The 15,860-nt window shown below is 44.5% G+C and carries 9 protein-coding genes, 16 tRNA genes and 3 rRNA genes; 10 read left to right on the top strand and 18 right to left on the bottom strand.

All coding sequences use genetic code 11. The features are described 5' to 3' along the window. Window positions 1-45: 45 nt before the first annotated feature. From IHV80_RS14175 to IHV80_RS14140, 8 genes are all read left to right on the top strand, one after another. Window positions 46-122, top strand: a tRNA-Ile gene (locus IHV80_RS14175). Window positions 123-143: 21 nt separating this feature from the next. Then, window positions 144-219: transfer RNA gene (locus IHV80_RS14170), tRNA-Ala, on the top strand. Window positions 220-518: 299 nt separating this feature from the next. Further along, window positions 519-3,412 (top strand): 23S ribosomal RNA (locus IHV80_RS14165). A gap of 92 nt (window positions 3,413-3,504) precedes the next feature. Continuing rightward, window positions 3,505-3,620, top strand: a 5S ribosomal RNA gene (rrf, locus tag IHV80_RS14160). Between the two features lie 73 nt (window positions 3,621-3,693). After that, window positions 3,694-3,770 (top strand) — tRNA-Thr (locus IHV80_RS14155). A gap of 42 nt (window positions 3,771-3,812) precedes the next feature. Continuing rightward, a 5S ribosomal RNA gene (gene rrf, locus IHV80_RS14150) occupies window positions 3,813-3,928 on the top strand. Window positions 3,929-3,958: 30 nt separating this feature from the next. Beyond that, window positions 3,959-4,035 (top strand) — tRNA-Asp (locus tag IHV80_RS14145). A 976-nt stretch (window positions 4,036-5,011) separates the two neighbouring features. Beyond that, window positions 5,012-5,407: a DUF2391 family protein gene (locus IHV80_RS14140; protein ID WP_102555975.1), complete on the top strand. Its 396-nt coding sequence runs from the start codon at window positions 5,012-5,014 to the stop codon at window positions 5,405-5,407. Window positions 5,408-5,745: 338 nt separating this feature from the next. On the opposite strand, the gene IHV80_RS14135 is transcribed toward IHV80_RS14140, so the two are convergent. The 16 genes from IHV80_RS14135 to mutY form a co-directional block, all read right to left on the bottom strand. Further along, window positions 5,746-5,821 (bottom strand) — tRNA-Asn (locus IHV80_RS14135). A gap of 29 nt (window positions 5,822-5,850) precedes the next feature. Further along, window positions 5,851-5,926, bottom strand: a tRNA-Thr gene (locus IHV80_RS14130). A 36-nt stretch (window positions 5,927-5,962) separates the two neighbouring features. Then, window positions 5,963-6,038, bottom strand: a tRNA-Asn gene (locus IHV80_RS14125). 24 nt (window positions 6,039-6,062) lie between these two features. Next, window positions 6,063-6,138: transfer RNA gene (locus IHV80_RS14120), tRNA-Thr, on the bottom strand. 56 nt (window positions 6,139-6,194) lie between these two features. Further along, window positions 6,195-6,270: transfer RNA gene (locus IHV80_RS14115), tRNA-Phe, on the bottom strand. Between the two features lie 235 nt (window positions 6,271-6,505). Further along, window positions 6,506-8,131, bottom strand: a complete 1,626-nt coding sequence (locus IHV80_RS14110; protein WP_192889443.1) for a methyl-accepting chemotaxis protein — start codon at window positions 8,129-8,131, stop codon at window positions 6,506-6,508. 374 nt (window positions 8,132-8,505) lie between these two features. Next, window positions 8,506-8,581: transfer RNA gene (locus IHV80_RS14105), tRNA-Asn, on the bottom strand. A gap of 56 nt (window positions 8,582-8,637) precedes the next feature. After that, window positions 8,638-8,713 (bottom strand) — tRNA-Phe (locus IHV80_RS14100). Between the two features lie 7 nt (window positions 8,714-8,720). Then, a tRNA-Thr gene (locus IHV80_RS14095) sits at window positions 8,721-8,796 on the bottom strand. A 70-nt stretch (window positions 8,797-8,866) separates the two neighbouring features. Continuing rightward, a tRNA-Asn gene (locus tag IHV80_RS14090) sits at window positions 8,867-8,942 on the bottom strand. Between the two features lie 56 nt (window positions 8,943-8,998). Further along, window positions 8,999-9,074 (bottom strand) — tRNA-Phe (locus IHV80_RS14085). A gap of 7 nt (window positions 9,075-9,081) precedes the next feature. Then, window positions 9,082-9,157 (bottom strand) — tRNA-Thr (locus tag IHV80_RS14080). Between the two features lie 74 nt (window positions 9,158-9,231). Continuing rightward, a tRNA-Phe gene (locus tag IHV80_RS14075) sits at window positions 9,232-9,307 on the bottom strand. A 103-nt stretch (window positions 9,308-9,410) separates the two neighbouring features. After that, window positions 9,411-10,544: a membrane-bound lytic murein transglycosylase MltC gene (mltC, locus tag IHV80_RS14070; RefSeq protein WP_192889442.1), complete on the bottom strand. Its 1,134-nt coding sequence runs from the start codon at window positions 10,542-10,544 to the stop codon at window positions 9,411-9,413. Between the two features lie 69 nt (window positions 10,545-10,613). Further along, window positions 10,614-10,886, bottom strand: coding sequence for an oxidative damage protection protein (locus IHV80_RS14065; RefSeq protein WP_004735465.1), 273 nt, complete (start codon window positions 10,884-10,886; stop codon window positions 10,614-10,616). Between the two features lie 28 nt (window positions 10,887-10,914). Next, on the bottom strand, window positions 10,915-11,976 hold the full coding sequence (mutY, locus tag IHV80_RS14060) for an A/G-specific adenine glycosylase (protein WP_192889441.1): 1,062 nt from the start codon (window positions 11,974-11,976) through the stop codon (window positions 10,915-10,917). A gap of 165 nt (window positions 11,977-12,141) precedes the next feature. Here mutY and trmB point away from each other — a divergent pair, with 165 nt between their 5' ends. Continuing rightward, window positions 12,142-12,861, top strand: coding sequence for a tRNA (guanosine(46)-N7)-methyltransferase TrmB (trmB, locus tag IHV80_RS14055; RefSeq protein WP_029222028.1), 720 nt, complete (start codon window positions 12,142-12,144; stop codon window positions 12,859-12,861). 187 nt (window positions 12,862-13,048) lie between these two features. Continuing rightward, on the top strand, window positions 13,049-13,969 hold the full coding sequence (gene glsB / locus IHV80_RS14050; protein WP_009847707.1) for a glutaminase B: 921 nt from the start codon (window positions 13,049-13,051) through the stop codon (window positions 13,967-13,969). Window positions 13,970-14,047: 78 nt separating this feature from the next. Here the strand turns inward: glsB and hemW are convergent, their stop codons facing one another. Then, window positions 14,048-15,235: a radical SAM family heme chaperone HemW gene (gene hemW, locus IHV80_RS14045; protein ID WP_192889440.1), complete on the bottom strand. Its 1,188-nt coding sequence runs from the start codon at window positions 15,233-15,235 to the stop codon at window positions 14,048-14,050. After that, complete coding sequence (locus IHV80_RS14040; RefSeq protein WP_192889439.1) at window positions 15,235-15,834, bottom strand: XTP/dITP diphosphatase; 600 nt, start codon at window positions 15,832-15,834, stop codon at window positions 15,235-15,237. The genes hemW and IHV80_RS14040 overlap by 1 nt, the downstream gene beginning before the upstream one ends. Between the last annotated feature and the right edge of the window lie 26 nt (window positions 15,835-15,860).

Genomic DNA, 15,860 nt, shown 5'->3' with positions numbered 1-15,860 from the left:
GTCCACACAGATTGATTAGGTTTAGAAAGTAAAAGAGACGATATTGGGTCTGTAGCTCAGCTGGTTAGAGCGCTCGCCTGATAAGCGGGAGGTCGGTGGTTCGAGTCCACTCAGACCCACCAATATCGACTAGAAACAAAGATGGGGCTATAGCTCAGCTGGGAGAGCGCCTGCCTTGCACGCAGGAGGTCTGCGGTTCGATCCCGCATAGCTCCACCATCTTTAAGTGTTTTTATCTGAAAATATTTAAAAATGGTTCTTTATGAATCAAGCTCTTTAACAATTTGGAAAGCTGACTGATTTGATTACTTACGAGTAATTCAAATCAAATTTAAAAGTTCTCAATGTTTATCTTTCATTAGATAAACACAACAAACACATTCAAGTGTCTTGTATTCGAATCAAATTTATTTGATTCACAATTGAGTCCGGCAAACAGTTATCAAGAATTAACCCTTCTTGATGACAACCAAAAACCTTGGTTAGTTGCCATACACTAAGACCCTTTCGGGTTGTATGGTTAAGTGACTAAGCGTACACGGTGGATGCCTTGGCAGTCAGAGGCGATGAAAGACGTAATAACTTGCGATAAGCCCAGATTAGGTAGTAATAACCTTTTGAGTCTGGGATTTCTGAATGGGGAAACCCACGTGCATAAGCACGTATCCTGTTGTGAATACATAGCAACAGGAGGCAAACCGGGGGAACTGAAACATCTAAGTACCCCGAGGAAGAGAAATCAACCGAGATTCCGAAAGTAGCGGCGAGCGAAATTGGATTAGCCCTTAAGCTTTTAATGATGCAGGTGAAGAGTCTGGAAAGTCTCGCAATAAAGGGTGATAGCCCCGTAACCGACACATCATAATCAGTGAAATCGAGTAGGGCGGGACACGTGATATCCTGTCTGAATATGGGGGGACCATCCTCCAAGGCTAAATACTACTGACTGACCGATAGTGAACCAGTACCGTGAGGGAAAGGCGAAAAGAACCCCTGTGAGGGGAGTGAAATAGAACCTGAAACCGTGTACGTACAAGCAGTAGGAGCACCTTCGTGGTGTGACTGCGTACCTTTTGTATAATGGGTCAGCGACTTAATTTTAGTAGCAAGGTTAACCGTTTAGGGGAGCCGTAGGGAAACCGAGTCTTAACTGGGCGTACAGTTGCTAGGATTAGACCCGAAACCAGGTGATCTAGCCATGGGCAGGTTGAAGGTTGAGTAACATCAACTGGAGGACCGAACCGACTAATGTTGAAAAATTAGCGGATGACTTGTGGCTAGGGGTGAAAGGCCAATCAAACCTGGAGATAGCTGGTTCTCCCCGAAAGCTATTTAGGTAGCGCCTCGGACGAATACTACTGGGGGTAGAGCACTGTTAAGGCTAGGGGGTCATCCCGACTTACCAACCCTTTGCAAACTCCGAATACCAGTAAGTACTATCCGGGAGACACACGGCGGGTGCTAACGTCCGTCGTGGAGAGGGAAACAACCCAGACCGCCAGCTAAGGTCCCAAAGTATAGCTAAGTGGGAAACGATGTGGGAAGGCTCAGACAGCCAGGATGTTGGCTTAGAAGCAGCCATCATTTAAAGAAAGCGTAATAGCTCACTGGTCGAGTCGGCCTGCGCGGAAGATGTAACGGGGCTAAGCTATACACCGAAGCTGCGGCTACGTACCTTAGGGTATGTGGGGTAGGGGAGCGTTCTGTAAGCCGTTGAAGGTGGTCTGTAAGGGCTGCTGGAGGTATCAGAAGTGCGAATGCTGACATGAGTAACGATAAAGGGAGTGAAAAACTCCCTCGCCGGAAGACCAAGGGTTCCTGTCCAACGTTAATCGGGGCAGGGTAAGTCGACTCCTAAGGCGAGGCCGAAAGGCGTAGTCGATGGGAAACGGGTTAATATTCCCGTACTTCTTACAATTGCGATGGGGGGACGGAGAAGGCTAGGTGGGCCTGGCGACGGTTGTCCAGGTTCAAGTATGTAGGCGGAAAGTTTAGGTAAATCCGGACTTTCTTTAACGCTGAGATACGATGTCGAGCTACTACGGTAGTGAAGTCATTGATGCCATGCTTCCAGGAAAAGCCTCTAAGCTTCAGATTGTAAGGAATCGTACCCCAAACCGACACAGGTGGTCGGGTAGAGAATACCAAGGCGCTTGAGAGAACTCGGGTGAAGGAACTAGGCAAAATGGTACCGTAACTTCGGGAGAAGGTACGCTCTTATCAGTGAAGTCCCTTGCGGATGGAGCAGACGAGAGTCGCAGATACCAGGTGGCTGCAACTGTTTATTAAAAACACAGCACTGTGCAAAATCGTAAGATGACGTATACGGTGTGACGCCTGCCCGGTGCCGGAAGGTTAATTGATGGGGTTAGACTTCGGTCGAAGCTCTTGATCGAAGCCCCGGTAAACGGCGGCCGTAACTATAACGGTCCTAAGGTAGCGAAATTCCTTGTCGGGTAAGTTCCGACCTGCACGAATGGCGTAATGATGGCCACGCTGTCTCCACCCGAGACTCAGTGAAATTGAAATCGCTGTGAAGATGCAGTGTACCCGCGGCTAGACGGAAAGACCCCGTGAACCTTTACTACAGCTTGGCACTGAACATTGAACCTACATGTGTAGGATAGGTGGGAGACTATGAAACCGCGTCGCTAGATGTGGTGGAGTCGTCCTTGAAATACCACCCTTGTAGTTTTGATGTTCTAACGTTGGCCCCTGAATCGGGGTTACGGACAGTGCCTGGTGGGTAGTTTGACTGGGGCGGTCTCCTCCCAAAGAGTAACGGAGGAGCACGAAGGTGGGCTAAACACGGTTGGACATCGTGTGGTTAGTGCAATGGCATAAGCCCGCTTGACTGCGAGAATGACAATTCGAGCAGGTGCGAAAGCAGGTCATAGTGATCCGGTGGTTCTGAATGGAAGGGCCATCGCTCAACGGATAAAAGGTACTCCGGGGATAACAGGCTGATACCGCCCAAGAGTTCATATCGACGGCGGTGTTTGGCACCTCGATGTCGGCTCATCACATCCTGGGGCTGAAGTCGGTCCCAAGGGTATGGCTGTTCGCCATTTAAAGTGGTACGCGAGCTGGGTTTAGAACGTCGTGAGACAGTTCGGTCCCTATCTGCCGTGGGCGTTGGAAAATTGAAAGGGGCTGCTCCTAGTACGAGAGGACCGGAGTGGACGAACCTCTGGTGTTCGGGTTGTCATGCCAATGGCATTGCCCGGTAGCTAAGTTCGGAATCGATAACCGCTGAAAGCATCTAAGCGGGAAGCGAGCCTTGAGATGAGTTTTCCCTGACGCTATAAGCGTCCTAAAGGGTTGTCGTAGACTACGACGTTGATAGGCAGGGTGTGTAAGTGCTGCGAGGCATTGAGCTAACCTGTACTAATTGCCCGTGAGGCTTAACCATACAACACCCAAGGGGTTTTGTGGACTCAAAGACAGACCTTGAATGAGTTTGAAGAGACACTTTTAGATTAGCTTTCCGAATTTTAAAATTTGCTTGGCGACCATAGCATTGTGGACCCACCTGATTCCATGCCGAACTCAGAAGTGAAACACAATAGCGCCGATGGTAGTGTGGGGTTTCCCCATGTGAGAGTAGGACATCGCCAGGCTCCAAATTTATTTTCACTTTTTAAAAGTGAAGACAAAAAGTTTTCAAAATCGTTTTAAGACGGTTCTTGAATTGCTGATATAGCTCAGCCCGGTAGAGCGCACCCTTGGTAAGGGTGAGGTCCCCAGTTCGAGTCTGGGTATCAGCACCATTATTTAGTTGATTTGATTAGTCAAATTAACAATAGAATTTGTTTGACGACCATAGCATTGTGGACCCACCTGATTCCATGCCGAACTCAGAAGTGAAACACAATAGCGCCGATGGTAGTGTGGGGCTTCCCCATGTGAGAGTAGGACATCGTCAGGCTTAAATTGCATTATGCTGAATAGACACTGCGGAGTGGTAGTTCAGTTGGTTAGAATACCGGCCTGTCACGCCGGGGGTCGCGGGTTCGAGTCCCGTCCACTCCGCCACTTATTTAGAAGCCTCGCTAGAAATAGCGGGGCTTTTTTACATCTAAATAATAGTAATTCTCTTCTTTGGTCGAACGAGTCCCGTGATGGTTTACCTGAAGTCATAAACTTCAACTATTCTGCCTCTTATTAGAAAGCCTAATCTCACGATTAGGCTTTCGTCATTTCTGGCATCATTATTTGGTTGTCGCCCAGCCAGTATCGCAAAAGGTTTCCCAACAATGCCATCACTGACCAAAATGCCTCGTTAGAAATAGTGAGGCTTTCTACATTTTGAAAATGGGCTTAGCTCATTGAGCGACCGTGTCAACCTAGGCCATTTCAGCCCCTCTCATAAAACCAGTCTTTACAGACTAGGTTTACCTGTATCTTAGGCAACGTTACTCGGGGTTACCTACAATCCCAATCCCAATCACTTGCGATGTACTATATCTAGATACTAATAACTAGGCTTTCTAGCGATTCTAATCGAGAATGATTTAGATATGTTTTAACTGCCTACATAATAATTAGCTACTCAACTTATTAAGGTATCGCTATCCTGCATTGTTCATATGCTTGTCTGCAAAGATCACTACCTATTAGGTTGGAATTCGTTGATGGAGACAAGAACTTGCTGTGCGTCAGAAACCTCTTTAGAGCGTGGTAGAGCTTGTTTGTTATTACTTAACGACTCTTACATACAGTCAACCTAAAGCCATTCCGAAACGGATTTGAGCACCTTGTTTAATGGGCTTAATAAAGGCTAACAATTCCAAGGATAGTATTTAAGTTATTAGCAATGTATTGCTCTGCAGTTAATGATTAATGATTTACTGCTTACTAATTCAAGTTGTGCTTTGGTAAATGCGACTAGTATAAAGTTACACAAAGTTATCTTTGTTAGTTGGAAGCCCAAACTCTCCAAGATCATGAACGGATAGTTTGGTATTACTTCGATAAATTGATTGAGTCCAAAAGCCTTAAAGGTAGTTCTATGAAACTAAGCTTTAACTTTGAAGATGCGAGCCAGATCTTTGTAGGATCTTTTGCTTTAGCTGTGCCGATTTCCTTTTCTGAAGAGGCCTGGAAGTTAGGGGAGACTTTACCTACAGCTAACTTGATGTTGTTGTTTCTATTGTCTGCTGTATTCCTTGGCTTTTATACGTATGAGAGTGTATTTCAGAAAGATATCATCGCTCGGTTGCCAGTGTTTATTTTCAGAATTGTTATTGCTTATGTGATGACTGCATTGGTTGTCGCTTTGGTGCTGACTTGTTTGGATAAACTGCCTTTGTTAAGCGATCCAATTGTATCTATCAAAAGGGTGATTGTTATTTCTATGCCAGCGTCTATGGGAGCGATTGTGGTGGATAGTTTCGATAAAGAGTGAATCCGTATATCACTTCAATTTAAGGAATCCACTGAGCCTTTCTAGAGCTTATTTGAATTCATTCTTTAGCTTTTTAATTCCCGTACTCATTACTAGCGTTTTTCAGCAAGGTAACCAAACTAGTACGTTTGTGATGACTGACTTTTTACAAGAGTGACTAGTTTGTTGTTGTGATAGCTTGAACGGAATTAAAGAGAAGAGTTTGATTGCTTTAGAAGAGTATTAAAAGGGTTGGTTTTCGAATTAAATGAGGTAGTAGAAAGGTGAGAGGGCTTGTATGAATAAGTTTAGATCTTCAGATGCAAAAAAGCCGCATCAATGATGCGGCTTTTTTTAATTGGCTCCCCTTGCAAGACTTGAACTTGCGACATACGGATTAACAGTCCGCCGTTCTACCAACTGAACTAAAGGGGAATTGATTGTTTAGTCTCTAATCAAGAGAATGGTGCCGACTACCGGAATCGAACTGGTGACCTACTGATTACAAGTCAGTTGCTCTACCTACTGAGCTAAGTCGGCATCATAAATCAAAAAGCTTACGCTTGATGATTAACTTGGCTCCCCTTGCAAGACTTGAACTTGCGACATACGGATTAACAGTCCGCCGTTCTACCAACTGAACTAAAGGGGAATTATTCTTAAAGCTTTAAAGAAATGGTGCCGACTACCGGAGTCGAACTGGTGACCTACTGATTACAAGTCAGTTGCTCTACCTACTGAGCTAAGTCGGCACATAATATTTCTTTGTGCTTTACTGTTGTTGTCTAGGACACCAACAAATAAATTGTGGTGCCCGGAGGCGGAATCGAACCACCGACACGAGGATTTTCAATCCTCTGCTCTACCGACTGAGCTATCCGGGCGACGAGGTGTATTAAACGTGTTTTCGCGTTCTGGGTCAACATTAAATTGCAAAAAAAGTATTGTTTGATGATTTTCTATACTTAGTGGGTTGTTTTTGTTCATTTGGGGCGAAAAACCTAGGTCTAGCATGCTCTAAAAGATAGTAAAAGTACGGTTAACTACACTGAATGGGCGTCGAAATAAAAAAAGCACGTATGAAAACGTGCTTTTATATTTAAGAATTTTGCTGGGAGTTTAGTGTTTTACTTCAAACCTATTAACCCAAGCTTCTAATTCGTTAGAAAGAGAGGCGAGTGTTTGAGTGCTGTTATGACTTTCTGTCACTACATTACTCAGTTGGTTGCCACTTTCTTCGATCATATTGATACGCTTCGAAATATCATCACTTACCTGAGTCTGTTCTGCGGCGGCTGTCGCGATTTGATGACTCATTGATGAAATAGACTCTAACGCCACAACTATCTGTTGTAGTGCTTCAGAGGCCTTTTGAGACTCTGTTACGGTGCTTTCACTGGTAGTCGCACACACTTCCATAGTTTTTATTGCGTTACGAGAGCCTTCTTGAAGGTTATTGATCATTAGCTGGATTTCTTTCGTGCTTGATTGTGTTCGTCCAGCAAGGTTGCGAACTTCATCTGCTACAACAGCAAATCCGCGACCTTGTTCACCAGCACGTGCAGCTTCAATTGCCGCATTTAGCGCTAGAAGGTTAGTTTGTTCTGCAATATCACCGATGACGTCTAAAACCTTGACTATGTTATGTACATCGCTATCTAAGTTGGCGACGGCTTCACTGGCTGTGCCGAGTTGGCCTGCTAAACCTTGAATGTTATCTACCGTGTTATGAATTAGGCGCTGAGTATGTTGGCTCTGTTTGTCGGCCTCATCGGTATTACGAGCGGTATCGCCAGCTGAATCAGCAACGTTGTTGGCTGAAGAGGCCATTTCCGTCATAGCTGTCGCGATCATCTCAGTCGACTGTTGCTGAGTCTCGGTCAGCTGAGCAATAGAACCTGCACGATCTTCCACGCGCTGTAACTCACCTCTTAATGCCAGCATTGATGCATTAAGGTTTGAGACTAGCTCGGCTAACGACTTACTCATTTGTTGTACGGCGTGATAAATACTGCCGTTTGTTGCCTGAGTTTCAAAAGAGGTTTGAATGCGGCCTTCTGCGACGGCTTGTACCGCTTCTCTTACATCTTTAGGCTCGCCGCCAAGAAGTGCCAGCATTCGCTTAATAGACACAATTAGGCTTGATAAAATAAGGCCAGCAATCACGACACATAGAAACAATTGCCATTGAGCAGTTGACCAGAAACGTGCATTGACTTCATTGAACCCGATACCTGTACCTACAACCCAACCCCAATGCGGAGTCTTCTCTGCAATAGATAGTTTTTCTTCAATCGTTCCGTCTGGAAGCTTTTGTGTCCAGGTGTACTCAATGATCTGGCCAGTGCGATTGCCAAGTACTCGTTGAATGAGTTGGCCAACGCTATTTCCATCACCGTCTTTAAAATCATTAAAGCTGGTTCCGTGTAGTTGTGGATCTAGAGGTGTCGCAACAAACGTCATGTTTTCATCCGCAACATAAACGTATTCATTGTCTTTATAAATGTTGTTACGTAGTAGGCGAGTAGCAAGTTGTTTGGCCTGTTGTTCTTCTAGAGTGCCATCAATAGCCATTTTTTCGACTTCAGTAAGAATGCTGTATGCGCTCTTAAATAGCTCTGTCACACGAGCTTTGTTGTCCATGTTACTAGCGACTCTCAAGGTCCATAAACCAGTAGCAGTTAGCGCTAGCAGAGCGATCAAGATGATGCTCGATAATAAGTAAGCTTGCGTTTTTAATTTCATATTTTCCTGCGTAGCGATTCAATAATTAGTATTAGATATAATTCATCGAATCTTAATCTAAGTCGTGTAAGGCAGATATCAGAAAGATATCAAAACATGATGAAGATTAAATTTACGAAGCAAAAAAAGTAACAGGTCACCATGTTGTTTGTTTTTATGTGATGATAAGCGGCTAAAGATGCTTAATTTCAGAGTTTGCATCGAGAGAGTTTGAACGAATTCAAGGATCGGTGCTGTTGAGATAGGAAAGGGGGATATCTTTAACTTTATGGGGATGATTAGGGCTTAATGTTGAGCTGGCCGCAATACTGAATAGAGCTAGCTTTTGTTCAAACGAAAAAAAGCCAAGTCTTTCGACTTGGCTTTCTTGAATGTGGCTCCCCTTGCAAGACTTGAACTTGCGACATACGGATTAACAGTCCGCCGTTCTACCAACTGAACTAAAGGGGAATTACTTGTCTCAACATCAGGTCTATAAAGACCATTATTTGTTAAGAACCAAATAATGGTGCCTCGAGGCGGAATCGAACCACCGACACGCGGATTTTCAATCCGCTGCTCTACCGACTGAGCTATCGAGGCAAAAGAATGGTGCCGACTACCGGAGTCGAACTGGTGACCTACTGATTACAAGTCAGTTGCTCTACCTACTGAGCTAAGTCGGCACACTAAATTCTTTGCTTTAGAGAGTAAACTCTCTAATTAAAACCTCATATAAAATGAAGTTCTTTAAAATGGCTCCCCTTGCAAGACTTGAACTTGCGACATACGGATTAACAGTCCGCCGTTCTACCAACTGAACTAAAGGGGAATTACTTGTCTCAACATCAGGTCTATAAAGACCATTATTTGTTAAGAACCAAATAATGGTGCCTCGAGGCGGAATCGAACCACCGACACGCGGATTTTCAATCCGCTGCTCTACCGACTGAGCTATCGAGGCAAAAGAATGGTGCCGACTACCGGAGTCGAACTGGTGACCTACTGATTACAAGTCAGTTGCTCTACCTACTGAGCTAAGTCGGCACACTAAATTCTTTATGCTTTTGTTCGTGTTGCTACTCCCTGTTAAAGAGTATTGACACCAACAAATCAAATTGTGGTGCCCGGAGGCGGAATCGAACCACCGACACGAGGATTTTCAATCCTCTGCTCTACCGACTGAGCTATCCGGGCAACGGAGCGCTATTAAACGGATTTTCTTCATAACCGTCAACACCTTTTTTGAAAATAATTAAAAAAAACGTTCGTTAGTTGTTTTTTTATTCAAAAGTGAGGCTTACGTTTTACCTTGGTTAAAATCTTTCTTGAATTTTGTTACTTTTTCTAAGTATCGACGCGACTCTTTGTTTGGGTGTTTCTTTGTAAGTGCCCAGTAAGCTTGACTAGGTTGCAATGAATTTAAGTCACGCATTGCCCGCTTTCTGTCCTTACTGAAGGTATTGAGTACCCCACCAGTGCCACCGTTGTATGCTGAGATCATGCTGTATTCGAGTGTGGTTGGGTGCTGCACGTCCTTCAAATAACGATTTTTAAGGATGTAAAAGTACGCAGTTCCAGCATCAATGTTGTTTTCTGGATTGAATAAATACTCAGGGCTCGGCTCTCCAGGTTTCTTTTTGACAAGCTTAAAGACATCTCGACCTGCGGTTTTTGGGACTACCTGCATAAGTCCATAAGCATTCGCCCAGCTCACAGCGTATGGGTTAAAACTACTTTCTGTCTTTATGATCGCGTAAATCAAGTCTTCAGGAATGTCATAACGTTGAGATGTGCGACGAACGATATCTGCGTACTTATAGCTTCGTTTGCTGGCGTGATCGGCCACCATTGGAATTTCGACGTAATACGCTTTTTTAAAGTCGACTTCCTTGGTTTTTAAGTTATTGGCGATCAGGTAATCAGCAAACTTATTAGCGCGCCATGTCCATTGGATTGGCTTCTTATCTTGATCAACGACTTGGTTATAGAGGAAAGGTTGACCTTCTAATTTGATGCTTTTGGAAGAGAATAGATCGACATTCGCAGGATCATCCGGCGTTAAAAGTGTCGTCATTATCGCATTTTTGAGGTGCTTTTTAGGATCCGTTGAGGAGACGGTTTCAACTGTGATTAGGCCTTGGCTAAAGTTTACTTCTGAACGACTCAAGTAATTATCTATGTATTTCACATAGTTACTCTTGCCTGCCATCTTTACTTCACTGCTGCCCCAACGTTTTTGGATGTTGCCAGAAAAGCTATTAATTAAAGAATCTAACGCCCCAGTGTCTTTTTCAAACTGACCGGGTAGCTCCGCTAAATTACTTACAAATCGGTTGGTTGGTTCGTAATTAACATCATAAATGCTTTCGACAAATTCACGACTGCATCCAGTTAACAACATGGCTGTTAGGAAGTAACTTAGCTTTTTCATAGTTCCTCATACAAAAATGACATCGCAGCGTTAACCATGATGTCATTAAAATTTGCTTAAATAAATGTCTTATTCGCTTGGTGGAGTGTAGCCATCAATAACGACATCTTTACCTTCGAAAAGGAAGTTAACCATCTCAGTTTCAAGAAGTTTACGATGTTCAGGATCCATCATGTTTAGCTTCTTCTCATTGATAAGCATGGTTTGCTTGCTTTGCCATTGTCCCCAAGCTTCTTTAGAGATGTTGTCAAAGATACGCTTACCTAAGTCACCTGGGTAAAGTTGAAAATCTAGGCCTTCAGCATCTTTTTGAAGGCGAGCACAAAATACAGTGCGGCTCATAGTGGTTCCTCTTATCGCGTTCGTTGATTCAAACGTCGTCGTTCAGTTCAAAGGGTAGGCTTTCAATAAGCTGCTTTACAGGAGCGGCTAGGCCAATTTCTTCCGGTTTTGATAAGTTATACCAGAGACCTTTAGTCCCTTCCATTATCAAATCTGGTTGTTTATCTAATTTTACTAATACAGGCGTGATATCTAAGTGGTAGTGGCTGAAAGTATGTCTAAACGCAATCATGGTCTTGGTCGAATCGGTTTCGTTGTCTTTGATCGAACGAAGATCTAACTGATGTTCTATCTCTGCGTTTTCATTTTGAGGGAAACAGAATAGTCCTCCCCAGATACCAGATTGAGGGCGCTGTTCGAGCCATACTTGATTATCGTGGTACAGAATCACAAACCATGTTTCTTTTATTGGCTTTTCTTTCTTAGGTTTTTTACCTGGGAAATCAAGCTGTCTATCGAGCTTCTTAGCCTCACACATGCTTTCAATCGGGCACAACGTACATTTAGGCTTACTACGAGTACAAACCATCGCACCCATATCCATCATTGCTTGGTTGTATTTATCAACATCTTGATTGGGCGTGTGTGCCTCTGCGTGTTCCCACAGCTGATTTTCAACTTTCTTTTGCCCTGGCCAACCCTCTACAGCGAAGCTTCTCGCTAAGGTGCGCTTGACGTTGCCATCAAGGATTGCATGAGGGAGTTTATGAACCGATGACAACACTGCAGCGGCAGTAGAGCGCCCAATACCCGGTAGCGCGTTCATCTCTTCGATAGAAAGCGGAAATTCACCACCATATTGCTCTGCAACAATCTTGGCAGCCTTGTGCAAGTTACGAGCTCGCGCGTAATAGCCAAGCCCTGTCCATAAGTGCAGCACCTCATCTTGCTCGGCGTTCGCTAGGTCAATAACCGTTGGAAAGCGTTCTAAGAAGCGCTGGTAGTATGGAATCACTGTGGCGACTTGAGTCTGCTGAAGCATGATTTCAGATAGCCAAACGGTGTAGGCGGTTTTGTTTTGTTGCCAAGGTAATTCTTTACGCCCAAAGGCGTCATACCACTTCAATATGGCGGTTGCGAAAGGAGTCACGACATGCTCTATGCTTTGCTATTATTAGGGGGGAAATTGCACCACACTTACGGTTGGATGTAAAACAGACAAATTGTGTGGGAATTTATCCACGGAAAGACTTGCACCGGAGGCAATTCTTTGGATAATCCCCGCTTTGATTAATCAATGTGCAGGCAAAAATCAATGAGTGAAGTGACCACTAACGAATATACTGAAGACGGCAAACTGGTTCGTAAGATCCGTAGTTTTGTTCGCCGCGAAGGCCGCTTAACAAAAGGCCAAGAAAACGCGATGAACGAATGTTGGCCAACAATGGGTATCGACTACAACCCAGAACTTCTTAATTGGAAAGAAGTGTTTGGCAACGACAACCCTGTTGTACTAGAAATTGGCTTCGGTATGGGTGCATCACTGGTTGAAATGGCAAAGAATGCGCCTGAGAAAAACTTCTTAGGTATTGAAGTTCATAGCCCAGGTGTTGGTGCGTGTTTAGGTACAGCTCGTGATGCGGGTGTAACGAATTTACGCGTAATGTGTCACGATGCAGTAGAAGTATTTGAGCACATGATCCCAGATAGCAGCCTGCATACACTGCAACTGTTCTTCCCTGACCCATGGCATAAAGCTCGTCACCACAAACGTCGTATTGTTAAGGCTGAGTTTGCAGAGATGGTTCGCGGTAAGCTGCAGCTTGATACTGGTATTTTCCATATGGCAACAGACTGGGAAAACTACGCAGAACATATGATTGAAGTGATGAACGTAGCTCCAGGCTTTAAGAATATCGCTGAAGATGGGGATTACATTCCTCGTCCAGATGAGCGTCCGCTAACTAAGTTTGAAGCTCGTGGTCACCGTTTAGGTCATGGTGTTTGGGACATTAAGTTCAAGCGTACTAAGTAATTCTGAATCAAATTAAGTGAAGGTGAATCCGACTTAGGATTAAACCCTACACTTTATGGGATTGATTAAAGCCAACATTATTGTAATGTTGGCTTTTTTGTCCTTAGGCTTTTATTGCGATAAAGGTTTAAGGACAGAAAGTAATGTCACACCCCCTACAAAAATAACAATAAAGAAGTAAGCACACATGAAACCAACTCAAGCTATTTTGGCCGAGATTTTAGATGAAGTTCGCCCTTTAATTGGTCAGGGAAAGGTCGCAGATTATATTCCTGCATTGGCTCGTGTATCGAACCAGAAGCTGGCGATTGCGGTATACACCAATGAAGGTGAAGTTATTCAAGCTGGCGATGCCGATGAAGCCTTTTCTGTGCAATCAATCTCTAAAGCTTTAAGCCTGACGTTGGCGATGGTGTTGTATAAGCCTGAAGAGATATGGCAGCGAGTAGGTAAGGAGCCTTCAGGACAAGCCTTTAACTCGATGATTCAGCTTGAGATGGAGCACGGCATCCCTCGTAACCCGTTTATTAATGCTGGCGCGATTGTCGTTGCCGACTTATTACAAAGCCGTCTGTCAGCACCAAGACACCGTTTACTAGAATTTGTCCGTCAGCTATCAGGTGATACACATATTGTGTATGACAAGGTTGTGGCCGCTTCTGAGATGATGCACAGCGATCGTAATGCTGCTATCGCTTATTTGATGCGTTCATTTGGTAATTTTGAGAACGATGTTATCCCCGTACTCAACAATTACTTTCATGCTTGTGCGCTTAAAATGACCTGTGTTGACTTGGCGAAGACCTTTAGTTATTTGGCAAACAAAGGCGTGTCGGTTCAGACTAAAAAAGAAATCATCACGCCAGTTCAAACCAAACAGCTGAATGCTTTGCTTGCGACATGTGGTTTGTACGATGGGGCGGGAGAGTTTGCTTATCGTGTTGGTATGCCAGGAAAGTCTGGCGTCGGTGGCGGGATTATTGCGATTGTTCCTGGCGAAATGACGATCGCGGTGTGGTCTCCAGAGTTGGATGCATCGGGTAATTCACTGGCAGGAACTCAGGCTTTAGAATTACTCTCTGAGCGTATTGGTCGCTCAATCTTCTGATTTATCTGAATGTAAATACAATGAAAAAAGGGTTGGCGTTAAAGCGACAACCCTTTTTCATATCTATCGAATCTCGAACTATTCGTCTTCTTCAGCCATAAAGGCTTCAAGCAAATCGTTTAGGAACAGTTTTCCTTTTTCAGTGATCTGCCAGTGGCTGTCGGTTTCATTAAGATAACCGAGCTCTTTGGCCCACTCTATTGTTGGCTGGATCGAGTCAAAGTCTAGCCCCGTCGTATCAATGAAATCTTGCTTTGGACATGCTTCCATTAGCCTGAAGCGATTCATGAAGAACTCAAAAGGGCGGTCTTCATTAGGGACTTCAAGTTCATCCGACAGATAGGGCTTCACCAGATTCTGATACGCTGCTAGGTAGCCTCTAGGGTGTTTAACCTTAGTGGTGCGAACAATACGTCCATCTGCAAAGCTCAGCTTGCCATGAGAGCCACAGCCAATACCTAGGTAGTCACCAAAGCGCCAGTAGTTGAGATTATGCTGACACTGATATCCCGGCTTGCTGTAGCCTGAAATTTCGTACTGTACATAACCTGCGTCTGCGAGCTTCTTATGGCCTAAGTCGAAGATATCCCAAAGGTCATCATCGTCAGGTAGCTTTGGCGTTTTGTAATAGAACATGGTGTTAGGTTCTATTGTTAGTTGATACCAAGACAAATGTGGAGGATCAAGCTCGATCGCTTTGTCCAAATCAGCCAAGGCCTGATCAATGCTTTGATCGGGCAAGCCGTGCATTAAATCTAAGTTGAAGCTGTTCAACCCAATCTTATGCGCCAAATGAGCCGCATTCACTGCTTCATCTTGACCATGAATACGGCCAAGCCTTTCCAGTTTCTCTTGCTCAAAACTTTGCACACCCACCGAGATTCGACTCACTCCTGCCTTTTGGTAACCAGCAAAACGCTCAGCTTCGATGGTTCCTGGGTTGGCTTCCATGGTGATTTCTATTTCAGGTTTGAACGGGATGCGCTGTTCAATGCCTTGTAGCAATCGGCTAATTCCTTCAGGAGAAAACAGGCTTGGGGTACCGCCACCAATAAAGATCGAATGCAGTGGGCGAGGTGCGCCATTGAGTTGGTACTTTTCGATATCAGTATCAAGATCCTCAAGCAGTGCATCGATGTACTCTTTTTCTGGGATCTCGGCTTTTAGAGCGTGTGAGTTGAAATCACAATACGGGCACTTTTGTACGCACCATGGGATGTGTACATAAAGGCTAAGTGCTGGTGGTATAAGCGCTGCATTGTGCATTACAGAGCTTGCTCCTTGAGCGTCTTAAATAATGACGCGAGGGCTTTACCACGGTGTGATAATTGCTTCTTACGTGACGATTCAAGCTCTGCTGAGGAGCAGTTATCTTCTGGTACAAAGAACACAGGATCGTAGCCAAAGCCATTCTCACCGTGCTCTTCAGTAAGAATACGACCTTCCCATTTACCGTGACATACCAATGGCGTCGGGTCGTTTTCGTGACGCATTAGCACCAATACACAGTGAAAACGAGCCGTGCGTTTTTCAACGTCGACACCTTGCATAGCATCTAACAGCTTTTCGATGTTCTGTTTATCAGTCGCCCCTTCACCTGAGTAACGCGCTGAGTAGATACCGGGTGCACCATTAAGGTAATCAACTTCTAAGCCAGAATCGTCTGCGATGGCTGGTAGCCCCGTCTCTTTCGCAGCGTGGCGAGCTTTGATGATGGCATTTTCAATGAAAGTTGTTCCCGTTTCAGCGACTTCTGAAACATTAAACTCACTTTGCGCGACAACGTCGAAACCAAACTCAGACAGAATATCTGCCATCTCGCGAACTTTGCCTTGGTTGCCTGTTGCTAAAACAATCTTACTCATAGGGATGTGGCTCTAATAAGTTAATG

Origin of the sequence: Vibrio bathopelagicus (genome assembly GCF_014879975.1) — a bacterium.
Classification (GTDB): Bacteria; Pseudomonadota; Gammaproteobacteria; order Enterobacterales; family Vibrionaceae; genus Vibrio; species Vibrio bathopelagicus.
Note: the sequence above shows the minus strand (reverse complement) of the source record. Positions and strands in the feature narration are given on the sequence as shown.